Annotated in this window: 16 protein-coding genes and 1 tRNA gene; 6 read left to right on the forward strand and 11 right to left on the reverse strand. The window is 71.4% G+C overall.

What is annotated here, in order from left to right; all coding sequences use genetic code 11:
- Window positions 1–23 precede the first annotated feature (23 nt).
- From ACZ4VK_RS23335 to ACZ4VK_RS23350, 4 genes are all read left to right on the forward strand, one after another.
- A complete protein-coding gene (locus tag ACZ4VK_RS23335; protein WP_468355061.1) occupies window positions 24–1,325 on the forward strand; it encodes a bifunctional glycosyltransferase family 2/GtrA family protein in 1,302 nt (433 codons plus the stop codon).
- Window positions 1,322–3,481, forward strand: a complete 2,160-nt coding sequence (locus tag ACZ4VK_RS23340; protein ID WP_468355064.1) for an ArnT family glycosyltransferase — start codon at window positions 1,322–1,324, stop codon at window positions 3,479–3,481. Before ACZ4VK_RS23335 ends, ACZ4VK_RS23340 begins: the two co-directional genes overlap by 4 nt.
- Window positions 3,482–3,556: 75 nt before the next feature.
- Complete coding sequence (locus ACZ4VK_RS23345) at window positions 3,557–5,098, forward strand: MFS transporter (protein ID WP_468355067.1); 1,542 nt, start codon at window positions 3,557–3,559, stop codon at window positions 5,096–5,098.
- Between the two features lie 35 nt (window positions 5,099–5,133).
- Entirely contained in the window at window positions 5,134–5,904 is a 771-nt protein-coding gene (locus tag ACZ4VK_RS23350) for a TetR/AcrR family transcriptional regulator (protein ID WP_468355070.1), read from the forward strand.
- A gap of 81 nt (window positions 5,905–5,985) precedes the next feature.
- Here the strand turns inward: ACZ4VK_RS23350 and ACZ4VK_RS23355 are convergent, their stop codons facing one another.
- Window positions 5,986–7,509, reverse strand: a complete 1,524-nt coding sequence (locus ACZ4VK_RS23355; RefSeq protein ID WP_468355344.1) for an MDR family MFS transporter — start codon at window positions 7,507–7,509, stop codon at window positions 5,986–5,988.
- Between the two features lie 96 nt (window positions 7,510–7,605).
- On the reverse strand, window positions 7,606–8,049 hold the full coding sequence (locus ACZ4VK_RS23360; RefSeq protein ID WP_468355073.1) for a MarR family winged helix-turn-helix transcriptional regulator: 444 nt from the start codon (window positions 8,047–8,049) through the stop codon (window positions 7,606–7,608).
- A gap of 190 nt (window positions 8,050–8,239) precedes the next feature.
- Between ACZ4VK_RS23360 and ACZ4VK_RS23365 the strand changes: the two genes are divergently transcribed.
- A complete protein-coding gene (locus ACZ4VK_RS23365) occupies window positions 8,240–8,479 on the forward strand; it encodes a hypothetical protein (RefSeq protein WP_468355076.1) in 240 nt (79 codons plus the stop codon).
- Between the two features lie 92 nt (window positions 8,480–8,571).
- Here ACZ4VK_RS23365 and ACZ4VK_RS23370 read toward each other — a convergent pair whose 3' ends face one another.
- A complete protein-coding gene (locus ACZ4VK_RS23370) occupies window positions 8,572–9,264 on the reverse strand; it encodes a TetR family transcriptional regulator (RefSeq protein ID WP_468355079.1) in 693 nt (230 codons plus the stop codon).
- 100 nt (window positions 9,265–9,364) lie between these two features.
- Here ACZ4VK_RS23370 and ACZ4VK_RS23375 point away from each other — a divergent pair, with 100 nt between their 5' ends.
- Window positions 9,365–10,303 carry an oxidoreductase gene (locus tag ACZ4VK_RS23375; RefSeq protein WP_468355082.1) on the forward strand — a complete coding sequence of 313 codons (939 nt, stop codon included), beginning with the start codon at window positions 9,365–9,367 and terminating at the stop codon, window positions 10,301–10,303.
- On the opposite strand, the gene ACZ4VK_RS23380 is transcribed toward ACZ4VK_RS23375, so the two are convergent.
- The 8 genes from ACZ4VK_RS23380 to ACZ4VK_RS23415 form a co-directional block, all read right to left on the reverse strand.
- Entirely contained in the window at window positions 10,290–11,069 is a 780-nt protein-coding gene (locus ACZ4VK_RS23380) for a hypothetical protein (protein WP_468355085.1), read from the reverse strand. The genes ACZ4VK_RS23375 and ACZ4VK_RS23380 overlap by 14 nt on opposite strands.
- A gap of 51 nt (window positions 11,070–11,120) precedes the next feature.
- A complete protein-coding gene (locus ACZ4VK_RS23385) occupies window positions 11,121–12,044 on the reverse strand; it encodes an RNA polymerase sigma factor SigF (protein ID WP_468355088.1) in 924 nt (307 codons plus the stop codon).
- 235 nt (window positions 12,045–12,279) lie between these two features.
- Window positions 12,280–13,125, reverse strand: a complete 846-nt coding sequence (locus tag ACZ4VK_RS23390) for an RNA polymerase sigma factor SigF (protein ID WP_266894342.1) — start codon at window positions 13,123–13,125, stop codon at window positions 12,280–12,282.
- Between the two features lie 212 nt (window positions 13,126–13,337).
- Window positions 13,338–13,631, reverse strand: a complete 294-nt coding sequence (locus ACZ4VK_RS23395) for a Dabb family protein (RefSeq protein ID WP_468355092.1) — start codon at window positions 13,629–13,631, stop codon at window positions 13,338–13,340.
- A 10-nt stretch (window positions 13,632–13,641) separates the two neighbouring features.
- Window positions 13,642–13,806, reverse strand: coding sequence for a hypothetical protein (locus tag ACZ4VK_RS23400; RefSeq protein ID WP_468355095.1), 165 nt, complete (start codon window positions 13,804–13,806; stop codon window positions 13,642–13,644).
- Between the two features lie 417 nt (window positions 13,807–14,223).
- A tRNA-Ser gene (locus tag ACZ4VK_RS23405) sits at window positions 14,224–14,308 on the reverse strand.
- 67 nt (window positions 14,309–14,375) lie between these two features.
- The gene (tadA, locus tag ACZ4VK_RS23410; protein WP_468355347.1) at window positions 14,376–14,888 is read right to left on the reverse strand and encodes a tRNA adenosine(34) deaminase TadA; all 513 of its coding nucleotides are present in this window, start codon (window positions 14,886–14,888) and stop codon (window positions 14,376–14,378) included.
- Window positions 14,889–14,998: 110 nt separating this feature from the next.
- On the reverse strand, window positions 14,999–15,532 hold the full coding sequence (locus ACZ4VK_RS23415) for a tRNA adenosine deaminase-associated protein (protein ID WP_468355098.1): 534 nt from the start codon (window positions 15,530–15,532) through the stop codon (window positions 14,999–15,001).
- Between the last annotated feature and the right edge of the window lie 176 nt (window positions 15,533–15,708).

The raw sequence follows: 15,708 nt of genomic DNA on the forward strand, positions 1-15,708 counted from the left end.
CGGCTCCCGCGAGTGTCGGTGTCATGCGAACCCCAACGATCGCGGGGACCCCGTCGGTGGCCTCCGGAAGGTCCGACGCCCTCCCCGCACGGGAACACCTGCCGGTGAACATCGCGGGACGGCCCGTCCTCGACGTGGTGGTCCCCGTCCACAACGAGGAGAAGGACCTGGAGCCGTGCGTCCGCCGGCTCCATGAGCACCTCCTCCGGACCTTCCCGTACGGCTTCCGCATCACGGTCGCCGACAACGCCTCGACCGACACCACCCCCGCCGTCGCCGCGGGCCTCGCGGCCGAGGTGCCCGAGGTGCGCTTCGTACGGCTCGAACAGAAGGGGCGCGGCCGGGCGCTGCGGACGGTGTGGTCGGACTCGGACGCGCCCGTCCTCGCCTATATGGACGTCGACCTGTCCACCGATCTGAACGCCCTGCTCCCGCTGGTCGCGCCGCTCATCTCCGGCCACTCCGACCTGGCCATCGGCTCCCGGCTCGCCCGTTCCTCGCGGGTGGTGCGGGGGCCGAAGCGGGAGTTCATCTCGCGGGCCTACAACCTGATCCTGCGCGGCTCGCTCGCCGCCCGGTTCTCCGACGCGCAGTGCGGGTTCAAGGCGATACGGCGGGACGTCGCCGAGCGGCTGCTGCCGATGGTCGAGGACACCGGCTGGTTCTTCGACACCGAGCTGCTCGTCCTCGCCGAGCGGGCCGGGCTGCGCATCCACGAGGTGCCGGTCGACTGGGTCGACGACCCGGACTCGACGGTGCACATCGTCAGCACGGCGACCGACGACCTGAAGGGCGTCTGGCGGATCGGGCGGGCCCTCGCGACGGGTTCGCTGCCCCTCGACCGGCTGGCCAGGCCGTTCGGGGACGACCCCCGGGACCGCGAACTCAGCGGGGTGCCACGCGGTCTCGCCCGGCAGCTGGTCGGCTTCTGCGTGGTCGGGGTGCTCTCCACCCTCTGCTATCTCGCCCTGTACTCGGCCTTCCGGCTCGGTGTCGGCCCGCAGTTCGCCAACGCCGCCGCTCTCCTCGTCTCCGCCGTCGCCAACACGGCGGCCAACCGCCGCCTCACCTTCGGGGTACGGGGCCGGGACCGGGTCGTCCGCCACCAGGCGCAGGGGCTCGTGGTCTTCGCCATCGGCCTGGCCCTGACCAGCGGTTCGCTCGCCGCCCTCGGGGCGGCGACCGGCGATCCGGCGCACTCGACCGAGCTCGCCGTCCTGGTCGTCGCCAACCTCGCCGCGACCGTCCTGCGTTTCCTCCTCTTCCGGCTCTGGGTCTTCCCCGAGCGGTCCGCCCCGCAGACCTCAGCAAGGAACGAACGATGACCACCCTGTCCCCCGCGGCCCCGGCCGCCCCGGGAAGCGGCCGGCCCCGGCTCACCCGGCTGTGGCGCGGGCGGGCCGAGGACGCCCCCTGGGTCCGGCCCGCCTTCCTCGGCCTGCTGGCCGTGACCACCGTGCTCTACCTCTGGAACCTGAGCGCGTCCGGCTACGCCAACTCCTTCTACTCCGCCGCCGTCCAGGCGGGCGGCGAGAACTGGAAGGCCTTCTTCTTCGGCTCGCTCGACGCGGCCAACGCCATCACCGTCGACAAGCCGCCGGCCGCCCTCTGGCCGATGGCCCTCTCCGTCCGCCTCTTCGGCCTCGGCTCCTGGCAGATCCTCGTGCCCGAGGTGCTCATGGGCGTCGGCACCGTCGCCGTGCTCTACGCGGCCGTACGGCGCCGGTTCGGCGCCGGCGCGGGCCTGATCGCGGGCGCGGCGCTCGCGCTGACCCCCGTCGCCGCGCTCATGTTCCGCTTCAACAACCCGGACGCGCTGCTCGCGCTGCTCATGACGGTCGCCGTGTACTGCGTGCTGCGTGCCCTCGAGCAGGAGCGAGGGGCGGCGAAGTGGCTCGTGTGGGCCGGGGTGGCCTTCGGGTTCGCGTTCCTCGCGAAGACCCTGCAGGCCTTCCTGATCCTGCCGCCGCTCGCCCTCGTGTACGGGGTGTGCGCACCGGGCACGATCGGCCGCCGGATCGGCCGGCTGGCCCTCGCCGGGCTCGCGCTCCTCGTGTCGGCGGGGTGGTGGGTGGCCGTGGTCGAGCTGTGGCCGGCGTCCTCCCGCCCGTACGTCGGAGGCTCGCAGAGCAACAGCTTCCTGGAGCTGACCTTCGGCTACAACGGCCTCGGCCGCATCAACGGCAACGAGGTCGGCAGCATCGGCGGAGGCGGAGGCGGAGGCGGGGGCGGCGGCCGGTGGGGCGAGACCGGGATCGGCCGGATGGTCAACGACTCGGTGGGCGGCCAGATCTCCTGGCTCCTGCCGGCCGCGCTCATCCTGCTCGCCGCGGGGCTCGTCGTCACCTGGCGGGCGCCCCGGACGGACACGGCCCGCTCCGCGTTCCTGGTGTGGGGCGGATCGCTGCTGATCACCCTTGCCGTGTTCAGCTTCATGGCCGGCATCTTCCACGAGTACTACACGGTGGCCCTGGCCCCGTATCTCGCGGCGCTCGTCGGCATGGGTGCGGCCGTGCTGTGGGAGGAACGCTCCCGGTGGCCTGCCTCGGCGACCCTCGCCGTGACGGTGGCGGTGACGGCCTGGTGGGGCTGGACGCTCCTCGGGCGTACGCCGGAGTGGCTGCCGTGGCTGCGCTGGACGGTCCTGGCGGTGGGCGCGGTGGCCGCGCTCGGGCTGCTGTTCGCGGGCCGGGCGGACCGGCGGCTCGGGCTCGCGGCCGCGGGCCTCGGCCTGGCGGCGGGACTGGCGGGGCCGTGCGCGTACACCCTGGCGACGGTGGACGCCGGGCACCAGGGCTCGATCGTGATGGCGGGCCCGGCGGGCGCGGGCTTCGGCGGAATGCGCGGCGGCCCCGGCGGAGGCCGGGACGACGGCATGCGGATGGCGTACGCCTTCCCGGGCGGCGGCCAGGCCCCCGGTGGCCCGGGGCAGGGCATGCGGCCCCCGGGCGGCGGTCAGATGCAGCCCCCGGGCCAGGGGCAGGGCCAGATGCCTGGGACCGGCACCGGCGCGGCCGCCGGCCCCGGCACCCCGACAGGCCCCGGCGCCGACGGTGAGCGGGGAGGCACGGGCGGCGGCATGGGCGGTCTCCTCAACGGCGCCGACGTCAGTGCCGAGGCGACGGCGGCCCTGCTCAAGGACGCCGACGACTACACCTGGGTCGCCGCCGCGGTGGGCGCCCAGAACGCGGCCGGATACCAGCTCGCCACCGAGAAGCCGGTCATGGCGATCGGCGGCTTCAACGGCAGCGACCCCTCCCCGACGCTCGCCCAGTTCAAGCAGTACGTCGCCGAGGGGAAGATCCACTACCTCGTCTCCGCCGGCGCGGGCGGTGGCGGTAGGGCCGGCGAAGGCGGCGGCATGGGCGGAAACGGCACCAGTGCCCAGATCATGGCCTGGGTCCAGTCCACCTTCGAGCAGGTCACTCTCGGCAGCTCCACCTTCTACGACCTGACCCGGCAGAAGGAGCCCGCGCAATAATCCCTATACACCGTACGAGAGCCCTTGTACGGTGTACGAGCCCCAGTCCCGTACACCGTACAAGGAGCCCTGCCCATGACGGCGACGACCGCCGCGACCGAACCGGCCGCCACCGGCGGCCACCCCCACCGCTGGCTCATCCTCGGCGTCATCTGCCTCGCCCAGCTCACCGTGCTGCTCGACAACACCGTGCTCAGCGTCGCCATCCCCTCGCTGACCTCGGAACTCCACGCGACCACCACCGACATCCAGTGGATGATCAACGCGTACTCGCTCGTCCAGTCCGGCCTGCTCCTCAGCGCGGGCAACGCCGCCGACCGCTACGGCCGCAAGAAGCTGCTCGCCCTCGGTCTCGCGCTCTTCGGCCTCGGCTCGCTCGCCGCCGGACTCTCCGAGTCCACCGCCCAGCTGATCGCCGCCCGCGCGGGCATGGGCGTCGGCGGCGCGCTCCTCATGACCACCACCCTCGCCGTCGTCATGCAGATCTTCGACGACTCCGAGCGGGTCAAGGCCATCGCTCTCTGGTCGACCGTCGCCTCGCTCGGCTTCGCGGGCGGCCCGCTGATCGGCGGCGTGATCCTGAACCACTTCTGGTGGGGAATGATCTTCCTGATCAACATCCCGGTCGCCGTCGTGGCGCTCGTCGCCGTCCTCAAGCTGGTCCCCGAGTCGAAGAACCCGCAGGGCGAGCGCCCCGACCTGCTGGGCGCGCTGCTCTCCACCATCGGCATGACCGCCGTCGTGTACGCGATCATCAGGGGCCCCGAGCACGGCTGGCTCTCCGCCCAGGTGCTGGTCCCGGCCGCGATCGGGCTGGCCGGTCTCGGCGCCTTCGCGCTGTGGGAGCTGCGGACCCCGTACCCGATGCTCGACATGCACTTCTTCCGGAACCAGAAGTTCATCGGCGCCATCGGCGGCTCGATCCTCGTCGTCTTCGGCATGGGCGGTTCGCTCTTCCTGCTCACCCAGCACCTGCAGTTCGTCCTCGGCTACGAGCCCCTTGAGGCCGGTCTGCGGATGGCGCCGCTCGCCCTGACGATCGTCGGTCTCAACCTGACCGGCATCGGCCCGAGGATCGTCGTGAAGCTGGGCACCCCGCCGACCGTCGTCCTCGGCATGACCCTGGTGGCCGGTGGCCTGACCTCGATCTCGCTGCTCGGCGGTGGCACGGACGGCAGTTACGCCGGCATGCTGCTCGGCCTGGTCCTGATGGGCGGCGGCATCGCCGTCTCGTCCCCGGCGATGGCCAACGCGATCATGAGCGCGATCCCGCCGGAGAAGGCGGGTGTGGGCGCCGGCATCAACGGCACCCTCGCCGAGTTCGGCAACGGCCTCGGCGTCGCCGTCCTCGGCGCCGTGCTCAACGCCCGCTTCGCCGCGCTCGTCGCCGTGACCGCGAGCTCGCTGCCCGCGGCCCTCGCGGCGGCCGGGAGCGACGCCGAACGGGCCGCGATCTCCGACGCCTTCGCCTCCGGCCTCCAGACCAGCCAGCTGGTGGGGGCCATCGCCGTCTTCGCCGGCGGCCTGGTGGCGGCGGCACTGCTCAAGCGGGCGGAGCGGACGGAGGCCGCGGCGGCGCGGCAGCAGGCTGACCAGACGGACAAGGCGGCTGCATAGCATGGGGGCCGACCGCTGACAGACGGAGGAACGCGATGGTCAAGGCAGCAGACCGGGCCAAGAACCCGGCGCGTTCCAGCGTCTGGCTGGAGGTGAAGGCTCCCCGCAGCGGCGGCGGTCCGGCCGGTCTCGACCGGGACCGGATCGTCGCCGCCGCGATCCGGATGCTCGACGAGGGGGGACTGGCCCATCTGTCGATGCGCAAGCTCGCGGCCGAGCTCAACGTCACCGCCATGTCCCTGTACTGGTACGTGGACACCAAGGACGACATCATCGAGTTCGCCATGGACAGCGTGTACGGCGAGTTCGACCTCGCGGCGGTCGACGCCGCCGACGGCTGGCGGGGCATGATCCGGACGCTCGCCCTGGAATACCGCCGGATGCTGGTCCGGCACCCGTGGATGTCGCCGAGCGCCGGGCAGTACCTGAACATCGGCCCGCACGCGATCGCCGTCGCCACCAAGATCCAGGAGGCGATCGGGGGCACCGGTCTGCCGATCGACCGTCAGCCCAGCGCGACGTCGGCGGTCTTCCAGTTCGTGTACGGCTACGGGACGATCGAGTCCCAGTTCGGGCGGCGCGCGGCGGAGGCCGGGATGTCGCAGGACGACTTCTACGTGGAGTCCGTCAAGGCCTTCCGCGAGAATCCGGGCTTCGTGGAGGCCATCGAACCCATGGCGGAGATCCTCGACGAGCGGGCCTCGCACGGCAGCGTCACGGAGATCTGGGACCGCGACTTCGCCTACGCCCTGGACGTGCTGATCGCCGGCATCGAGACCATGGTTTCCCGTGAAACCAAGAAATGACGGAGCGGCGGGCCGTCCCCTGCCCGCCGCTCCGTTCCCGACCCGGCCGCGCCTCCGCTCGAAGCGCGGCCGGGAGTCTCTCTAGCCTTCCTCCGAGCCCTTCGCCGAGCTGCTCTTGAGGGCGACTTCCTTGATGAACAGGGTCACCACGAAGGCCAGCAGCGCGAAGGGCGCCGAGTAGAGGAAGACATCGGCGACGCCATGTCCGTAGGCGTCCTCCATGACCGTACGGATCGGGGCCGGCAGCTTGTCCATGTCGGGGATGGAGCCGCCCGAGCCGCCCTGGCCCATGGCACCGGCGGCCTTCGGTCCGAGGTCGGCCAGGCCCTCCTTGACGTAGTTCGTGACCCGGTGGGCCATGACCGCGCCGAGCGCCGAGACACCGATCGCACCGCCGAGGGAGCGGAAGAAGGTGACGACGGAGGAGGCGGCGCCGAGGTCGGCGGGGGCCACCTGGTTCTGCGTGCAGAGCACCAGGTTCTGCATCATCATGCCGAGGCCGAGGCCGAGGACCGCCATGAACAGCGCGATGTGCCAGTACGCCGTGTCGTAGCGGATCGTGCCGAGCAGGCCGAGTCCGCCGGCGGCGAGGGCGCCACCGCTGACCAGCCACGCCTTCCACCTGCCGGTCTTGGTGATGACCAGACCGGAGACGGTGGAGGAGACGAACAGGCCCGCGATCATCGGGATGGTGAGGACGCCGGACATCGTCGGCGACTCGTTCCGCGCCAGCTGGAAGTACTGGCTGAAGAACACCGTGCCGGCGAACATCGCGACGCCCACGAAGAGCGAGGCGAGCGAGGCGAGGGTGATCGTGCGGTTGCGGAAGAGGCGGAGCGGGATGATCGGCTCGCTCGCCCTCGACTCGACGAGGACGAAGATCCCGCCGAGCGCGACCGCGCCGAGCACCATCACGGCCGTCTGCCAGGACATCCAGTCGTACTTGTCGCCCGCGAAGGTGACCCAGATGAGGAGCAGGGAGACGGCGGCGCTGATGAAGAAGGCACCGGCCCAGTCGACCTTGACCTGACGCTTCACGACGGGGAGCTTGAGGGTCTTCTGCAGGACGACGAGCGCGATGAACGCGAACGGCACGCCGACGTAGAAGCACCAGCGCCAGCCGAGCCAGTCGGTGTCGGTGATGACGCCGCCGAGCAGCGGGCCGCCGACGGTGGCGACGGCGAAGGTCGCGCCGAGGTAGCCGCTGTACCGGCCGCGCTCACGCGGGGCGATCATCGCGGCCAGGATGATCTGCGAGAGGGCGGTCAGACCGCCGACGCCGATGCCCTGGACGACACGGCAGGCGATGAGCATGCCGGTGCTCTGCGAGAGCCCGGCGACGATCGAGCCCGCGACGTAGATGATCAGGGCTATCTGGACGAGCAGCTTCTTGGAGAAGAGGTCCGCGAGCTTGCCCCAGAGCGGGGTGGTCGCGGTCATCGAGAGCAGCGCGGCGGTGACCACCCAGGTGTAGGCGGACTGGCCGCCGCCCAGGTCGGTGATGATCTGGGGGAGCGCGTTGGAGACGATCGTCGAGGACAGGATGGCGACGAACATGCCGAGCAGCAGCCCGGACAGCGCCTCCATGATCTGCTTGTGCGTCATCGGGGCGCCGCCGGAGGCGAGGTCCCCCTCCTTGGCGCTGCCGCCGCGCACACCGGTCTCTGGTGTGGTCGTCGTAGCCATCAACTTCCTTCGTTCTCAAGCGTGGTGGGCCCGACAGTCCCCGAAGGAATCGCGGAGGCGGGCGAGCAGGCGGGTGAGCAGTTCGACGTCGTCGTCGGACCACTCCGCGAGCGTGCGGGCGAGCATGTCGGTCAGCCGTCGGTCGAGGACGGCGAGCATGTCTTCGCCCGCCCGGGTCAGGTGCAGGATGCGGGAGCGCTTGTCGTCGGGGTCGGGCAGTCGCTCGACCCATCCGCGGTCCACGGTGTGGGCCACATGACGGCTGCTGACGGACATGTCGACGGCCATCAGCTCGGACATCCGGCCGATCCGCATGTCGCCGTGCCGGTGGAGCAGGGCGAGGACGATCGCGGATCCGCCGGGGCACTCGGCCGGCAGGGTCCGCGCGAGTCCACGCTTCACCGCTCCGATGGCGCTCACCTGGCGGGCGAGGTTCTCGTACCGATTGCCTCTGTCCATCAGGCACTCCATGGGATGTCGTTGCTTAGGGCAACCATAGAGATGGATGGTTGCTCCAGGCAAACTAAATCGGTCAAACGGCGCTAAAGAATCGGCAAAGGCAGCCGAGGTGTGGGGCCGGTGTGGGTCGGGGGCGGGATGTGGGCGGTGGGCTTGGGCCCCTCACCCCGACTTCGCTAGGGTCCGGCCCATGGCACACAACCCCCAAGCACCGTACGGCCAGGGTCAGGGCCCCCAGGGGCAGAGCCCCGAGGGTTACGACCCCGCCGGCAACACCCAGATGTTCCGCGCCTTCGTCGACGAGGGTGCCCCGCGGCAGCAGCAGCCTCAGGCCGTGGCCTCCTCGGGCGGCCCGAAGGCCGGCCTGATCGTGGGTGTCGTCGCGGCGATCGTCGTCCTGGCGGTGGCCGCCTGGCTGGCCCTGGGCTGACCGGCCCGTCCTTCACTGAGCCCCGGGTGGGCCGGATCCGCGTCACGCGGACCCGGCCCACCCTTCTTTTCGCCGCGCAATGGGGCGTGCGCTCAGGGGGTGTCCAGGGCGGGTGCGAGCACCGCGAAGGCCTCTCCGATCAGGGCGCCCGGGTCCGCGGAGCTCCCGGCGTCCTCGCCCTCGCTCCACCGGTGCAGCACGGTGTCGAAGGCGGCGAGCGCCATGCCCGCGGCCAGCCGGGGGTAGAGGTCGGCACGGGGGTCGCGCTCCAGACGGGCCGCCAGTTCCTCCGTCAGGTCCTCCCGCCACCGCGCCTGGTGCTCGAGGAAGCGGGCGAGCAGGGCGGGGGTGCGCAGGATCAGCCGGACCACCGGCAGGGCCCGGTCGGCGTGGTCGTCGCAGATCGTCAGGGGTACGGAGACGGCGTGCAGGAGTGCCTCGGAGGGGCGCTCCCCGGCGGGCCGGGCGGCGAGGCCCGCACGCATGTCGGCGCCCATGTCGGCCAGGAACTGGACGACCACGTCCTCCTTGGACGCGAAGTACCGGAAGAAGGTCCGCTTGGAGACCCCGGCGGTGGTCGCGATCTCGTCGACGGTGACGGCGTCGAAGCCCTTGAGGGCGAGCAGCTGGAGGGCCGCCTCGGTGAGCTCGGTCGCGACGAGCTGACGCTTGCGCTGGGCCAGGCTGGCGGCGGTGGGGCCGACGGCTCGGCCGGGAACGTGGCCAGGGGCCTGGCCCGGGCCGTGGGCTCGGCCGGGACCGGGGTGGACTTCGGGGGTGCTCACGGGCGCATCGTAACGCGGTGCCTTCGGCGTCACCAGGGCGCCTCGATGGCACTCAAACGCACACTTGACACTTAGTGACATACGCGGCAGCGTGTGTCGCATGACCAAGAAGCAGCGCTGGACCGCCGACCGGATCCCGGACCAGACCGGGCGGCTCTTCGTCGTCACCGGGGCCAACAGCGGCCTCGGCCTCGCCACCACCAGGGAGCTCGCCCGCCGGGGCGGCCGCGTGATCCTCGCCGTACGGGACGAGGAGAAGGGCCGCCGGGCCGTCGACGAGCTCGTCGCGGCCGGGATCGCGCCGGGCCTGCTCGCCGTACGCCCGCTGGACCTCGCCGACCTCGACTCGGTACGCGCCTTCGCCGGCCGGCTGCGCGAGGAGCACCCCCGCCTGGACGTCCTCGTCAACAACGCGGGCGTGATGGCGCCGCCCCGCACGCTGAGCCCCCAGGGGTACGAGGTCCAGTTCGCGGTCAACCACCTCGGTCACTTCGCGCTCACCGGGCTGCTGCTCGACCTGCTCGCCGCCGGACGGGACCCCCGGGTGGTCACCGTCAGCTCGATCAACCACCGCCAGGGCAGCCTCCACCTCGACGACCTCACGGGCGAGCGCGGCTACGCACCCATGGCCCGGTACAACCAGTCCAAGTTCGCCAACGCCGTCTTCGGGCAGGAGCTGCACCGGCGCCTGAGCGCGTCCGGCAGCCCGGTCCGGAGCCTCCTCGCCCACCCCGGCTACACGGCGACCCGGCTCCAGACCCGGGACACCTCCGGCCTCGTCAAGCTGGTCTTCGGCCGCATCGGCAACCCGTTGCTCGCCCAGCGCCCCGAGCGGGGAGCGCTGCCGCAGCTGTACGCGGCGACCGAACCGGGCCTGGAGGGCGGCGAGTTCATCGGCCCCGACGGCATGGGTGAGCTGCGCGGCGCGCCCACGCGGGTACGTCTCTCCACCGCGGCGGCCGACCCCGGGACGGGCCGCACGCTGTGGGAGCTCTCGGAGCGCCTGACCGAGGTGAGCTTCCCCGTCACCGCCAGGTAGCGGAGACCTTCCGGGTGTCGATCCGCATCCCGAGCGGCACCCGCCAGGAGTCCACGCAGACGGTGTACGTCTCCGTCCGCGCCGCCCCCGCGGCGATCGGCGCGGGCAGGGGCTGGGCGAAGGTGAGCGTCGCCCAGTGGATGCCGAGGGCGCCGATGACGTCGGTGGAGAAGGTGACCGTTCCCGAGCGGGCCGGTGTGCCGCCGCTGTTCCGGAAGGTGACGGTGACCCGCTCGCACCAGCGCCGCTCGCCGTCCGCGAGGACGGGCGCGGAGACGGTGAGCAGGGCGGGAGCGGGAGCGGGCGTGGGGGACGCGGGCGGTGCGGGCGTGCCGGTGCCGGGTGTGGGCCGGGTGGGCGGCGGCGCGGAGGGGGTACGAGGAGGAGTACTGCCCCCGGGTCGCGGGGCCGGAGCCGTACTCGACCCCGTACTCCCGCCCGTATCCGAGGGACCGGAAGCGCCGGGGGCAGGGGGCGAGTCCCGAGCCGCATCGGGTCCGGAGCCGGGCCCCGTGCCCGAATTCCGGTCCAAGGGGTCCGTGTCCGGAGCCGGTGACGGGTACGACGTGCTGGACGTCGTCCCGCTGACACTCGGGCTGTCCAGGGGGATCAGGGTGACCGCCCCGGAGGGTGTGGCCGCGCCCTTCGGTGAGGGGCCGGCGCCCACCGCCGCGTACCCCTCGCCGTCTCCTCCGCCGCCACAGGCGGTCAGCGCTCCGCCGAGGCAGAGCGCCACCGCTACGAGTCCGGGCTTCCTTCGCCTCATGACCGCCAGTTTGTCTGACGGTCCGTCAACAAGGGAGCCCTTCGACGGAACTCAGTCGGCGATGAGGCCTTCGCGCAGCTGGGCGAGGGTGCGGGTGAGCAGCCGCGAGACGTGCATCTGCGAGATGCCGACCTCCTCGCCGATCTGCGACTGGGTCATGTTGGCGAAGAAGCGCAGCATGATGATCTGCCGCTCGCGGGGCGGCAGTTTGGCGAGCAGCGGCTTGAGCGACTCGCGGTACTCGACGCCTTCGAGCGCCGTGTCCTCGTAGCCCAGGCGGTCGGCGAGCGAGCCCTCGCCGCCGTCGTCCTCGGGCGAGGGGGAGTCGAGCGAGGACGCGGTGTACGCGTTGCCCACGGCGAGGCCGTCGACGACGTCCTCCTCCGACACCCCGAGCACGGCGGCGAGTTCGGGCACGGTGGGCGAGCGGTCGAGCTTCTGCGCGAGCTCGTCGCTGGCCTTGGTGAGGGCGAGGCGCAGCTCCTGGAGCCGGCGCGGGACCCGCACCGACCAGGAGGTGTCGCGGAAGAAGCGCTTGATCTCGCCGACGACCGTCGGCATCGCGAACGTCGGGAACTCCACGCCCCGTTCGCAGTCGAAGCGGTCGATCGCCTTGATCAGGCCGATGGTGCCGACCTGGACGATGTCCTCCATCGGCTCGTTGCGGGAGCGGAAGCGGGCCGCCGCGTACCGCACGAGGGGGAGGTTGAGCTCGATGAGCGTGTCGCGGACGTAGGTCCGCTCCGGGCTGTCGGCTGCGGCGCCTTCGGTGTCGAGGGCGCGCAGCCGCAGGAAGAGGGAGCGGGAGAGGGTGCGGGTGTCGAGGGCTCCCGTGGTGACGACCATGGGCGGAGGCGAGGTGTCGGCGCTCGCGGCGGCCTGTACGGGCCCGGTCGCGGTCGGCGCCGTCGTCTGCGTGGGCACGGAAACGGGCGTGAGCGTGAGCACCTTCGAGCTGCCCAGTTCTGTGGACATGCCACCCCCTTGAGGTCGCGGACGGTCGCGGTGGCCGCGACCATCTGAGGAACGCAGCTGCCACCTGAATACCGGCGGCGGGGCTGCGGCAAACTCGGTTCCAGCAGAATGTCACATGTCGGCAACACGCTGTAGTGACTTGTCGACAAGGAGAGTGTGTATTTCCGCAGGAAACAAGGGGTGTGCGGCATTTGGGGCGCGGCAGAACTGCTCCGAACCGGTCTACCCGTTCCGGCTACGCCTCGATCCTGTTTGCGGATCTCAAACGTGCGAAGCTGCGGGCGAGGAGCCTTGACACATGCATCTGGGAGACGCCGAGCTCCTGGCTGATCTGAGACTGGGTCAAGTTGCTGTAGTAGCGCAGCATCAGGATCCGCTGCTCGCGCTCGGGCAGTTGTACGAGCAGATGCCGGACGAGGTCGCGGTGCTCGACCCCGGCGAGGGCCGGGTCCTCGTAGCCGAGCCGGTCGAGCAGTCCGGGCAGCCCGTCGCCCTCCTGCGCGGCCTCCAGGGAGGTGGCGTGGTACGAGCGTCCCGCCTCGATGCAGGCGAGCACCTCGTCCTCGCCGATCCGCAGCCGCTCGGCGATCTCGGCCGTCGTGGGGGAGCGGCCGTGGGCGGTCGTCAGGTCCTCGGTCGCGCCGTTCACCTGGACCCAGAGCTCGTGCAGCCGGCGCGGCACGTGCACGGTGCGGACGTTGTCGCGGAAGTACCGCTTGATCTCCCCGACGACCGTGGGCATGGCGAAGGTCGGGAACTGCACGCCCCGGTCGGGGTCGAAGCGGTCGATGGCGTTGATCAGGCCGATGGTGCCGACCTGGACGACGTCCTCCATCGGCTCGTTGCGGGAGCGGAAGCGGGCCGCCGCGTACCGCACGAGGGGCAGGTTGGCCTCGATGAGGGCCCCGCGCACCCGGTGGTGCTCCGGAGTGCCCGGTTCCAGGTTCTTGAGCTGCCCGAAGAGCACCTGGGTGAGGGCGCGGGTATCGGCGCCGCGGGTGCTCTGGGGCCGGGTGCGCGGGGTCTCCGCGCCGCCTGCCTCGTGCTGGGGCGGGACTTGAGGTGCAGTACTGGCCGGCACGTTCACGCCACCCCTTTGGCTGGTCTTGCTGGTCGACTGGGTCAACTACGGTCAACTCATCCGTCAAAAGCGGTCATAGCATCACAAGACATGTCCACTGTGTGCAAGCACCGCATAGTGACGTGTTGAGGGCATGATGGCGGAAAAAGGCGAGGTCACCCACGGAAAAGGCCCCCCGCCTCGACGGCAGGGGGCCCCGGGGCGAACGAGGGCTAGAAGGCGTAGTCCGCGATCACCCAGGTGGCGAACTCGCGCCACTGGGCGACGCCCGCCTGGTGCGCGGGGTGCTCCAGGTACCGCTGGAGCGCGTCCGTGTCGTCGACGGCCGAGTTGATGGCGAAGTCGTACGCGATCGGCCGGTCGGTGATGTTCCAGTCGCACTCCCAGAACCTCAGCTCCGGGATCTGCCCGCCGAGCGCGCGGAACGCCTCGACACCGGCGACGACACGCGGCTCGTCGCGGGCGACGCCGTCGTTGAGCTTGAACAGGACCAGATGGCGGATCACGGAGGGACTCCTAATTGATGAGTTCGGTCATGAACTGACCGACTCCCTGGGCGGCGCTGGCAATGCCCTCGAACCCTACCTGCACGAGGTCGGCGGCCCTCTCCGGAGACGTGACGATCGTGTACAGCACAAAGACCGAGACCGCGTACAGCACGACCTTCTTCGCTTGCACCACTGATCAGCCCTCCCCAGTTCCCCCGCCGCACGACCGCGCCACTCTAACCGAGCCTTTATGGACCAAGGGCCCGGAGATCGAGGCCTTTTGCCGCCCCCCGTAAGGGTGACGGGCGAGCAGGATGGATGTCGGGCCCGGCGGATCCGGCAGGAATCCGGAGGGCCCCAGGAACCGGCCCCCACTGCGGGGTCCGCGCCGCGAGCTTCCCCCTGACCGCGGCGCAGGACCTGAAGGACCGGTTCTCATCGGGGGGAGCGGCTTGTCCCCCCGATGCCGCTCCCCCCGTCCTACGAAGAAGGCCCCGTCCACGCGCCCGCGTGGACGGGGCCTTTCGCGTACGCGCCCCCTACGGGCACTCAGGGGCCCGGAGATACGCCGAAGGGCCCGGTGCTGATGCACCAGGCCCTTCGATCGAAGCGGTAGCGGAGGGATTTGAACCCTCGGTGACTTGCGCCACACTCGCTTTCGAGGCGAGCTCCTTCGGCCGCTCGGACACGCTACCGAGAGAGAGCTTAGCCGAAACTGCCGCTGCGATGAAATCCGTATCCCGGCGCAGGTGGGAGCCCGGGTCAGCGGGTGCGGAAGAAGGCCGTCAGCTGCTGCGCGCACTCTTCGCCGAGCACGCCGTGGATCACCTCGGGGCGGTGGTTGAGCCGGCGGTCCCGTACGAGGTCCCAGAGCGAACCGGCCGCGCCCGCCTTCTCGTCCGGTGCGCCGAACACCACCCGCTCGACCCGCGACTGGACGAGCGCGCCCGCGCACATCACGCACGGCTCCAGGGTCACGACGAGCGTGCACCCCGTCAGGCGCCACTCGCCGGTCGCCAGGGCCGCGCGGCGGAGCGCGAGCACCTCGGCGTGCGCGGTGGGATCGCCGGTCGCCTCCCGCTCGTTGTGCGCCCGTGCGAGCACGGAGCCCTCGGGGGAGAGCACGACCGCGCCGACCGGTACGTCACCGGCCGACACGGCCGCCTCCGCCTCGGCGAGAGCGAGCCGCATGGCCTCCCGCCAGGGGTCTCGTACGGGGTCGGAGGCCTCGTCCCGTACGGGATCGGTCACCTCCCGTACGGGCTCGGCGGCCATGTCCCGTACGGGGTCGGCCACGGGCCCGCCCCTCGGCGGACCCCCGGGCCTCCCCGAGGGGCCGTTCGTGGCGCCGGTCGTCGGGTCAGGGGCAGGTACAGCGGGTGCCACTAGCGGACGGCCTCCAGGACCTCGGCCGCACCCAGGGCGTCCGCGATCACCGAGAGGGCGTCGCTGTCGAGCGCCAGCAGGTCGGCCGGCGCCACACCGAGGTCGGCCAGGATCAGCCGGTCGCCGACCGGCGCGGCCGGCACGGCCTCGGCGGCGATGCCGGTGTCTCCGTCGTCGTCCGTGGCGCCGTCGAGCGGCTCCCCGTCCTCCGTACCGTCCAGGTCCAGGGACTCGAGCTCGTCGACGATGTCGTCCAGGTCGTCACCGAGGATCTCCCGGGTGAGGATCTCCCCGTACGAGGAACGGGCGGCGGCGGCGCCGTCCGAGACGTAGATACGAGGGTCTTCCTCACCCTCGATCCGTACGATCCCGAACCACGCGTCCTCCTGCTCGATGTAGACGATCACCGTGTCGTCGTCCGAGGCCTCGCGGGCCAGCTCGGTCAGATCCGACAGGGTCTCCACGTCGTCGAGCTCCGTGTCGCTCGCTTCCCACCCGTCTTCGGTGCGCGCGAGCAGTGCGGCGAAGTACACCTGACTCTCTCCCACTGATCAGAGGTGTGACGTTCCGGCGGCGCGCTCCTGATGCCCGCCCAATCGGCATCGTGACAGAAACGGCGCCCACAGGAGAGGTCTTCGGCTCTTGCGTCGTGCATCAGTCTGAACGACCCCGCGATCGGGTGGGCGTGCGACCCCGGCGCACGGAGGGG

The organism is Streptomyces sp. NPDC028711 (genome assembly GCF_055565415.1).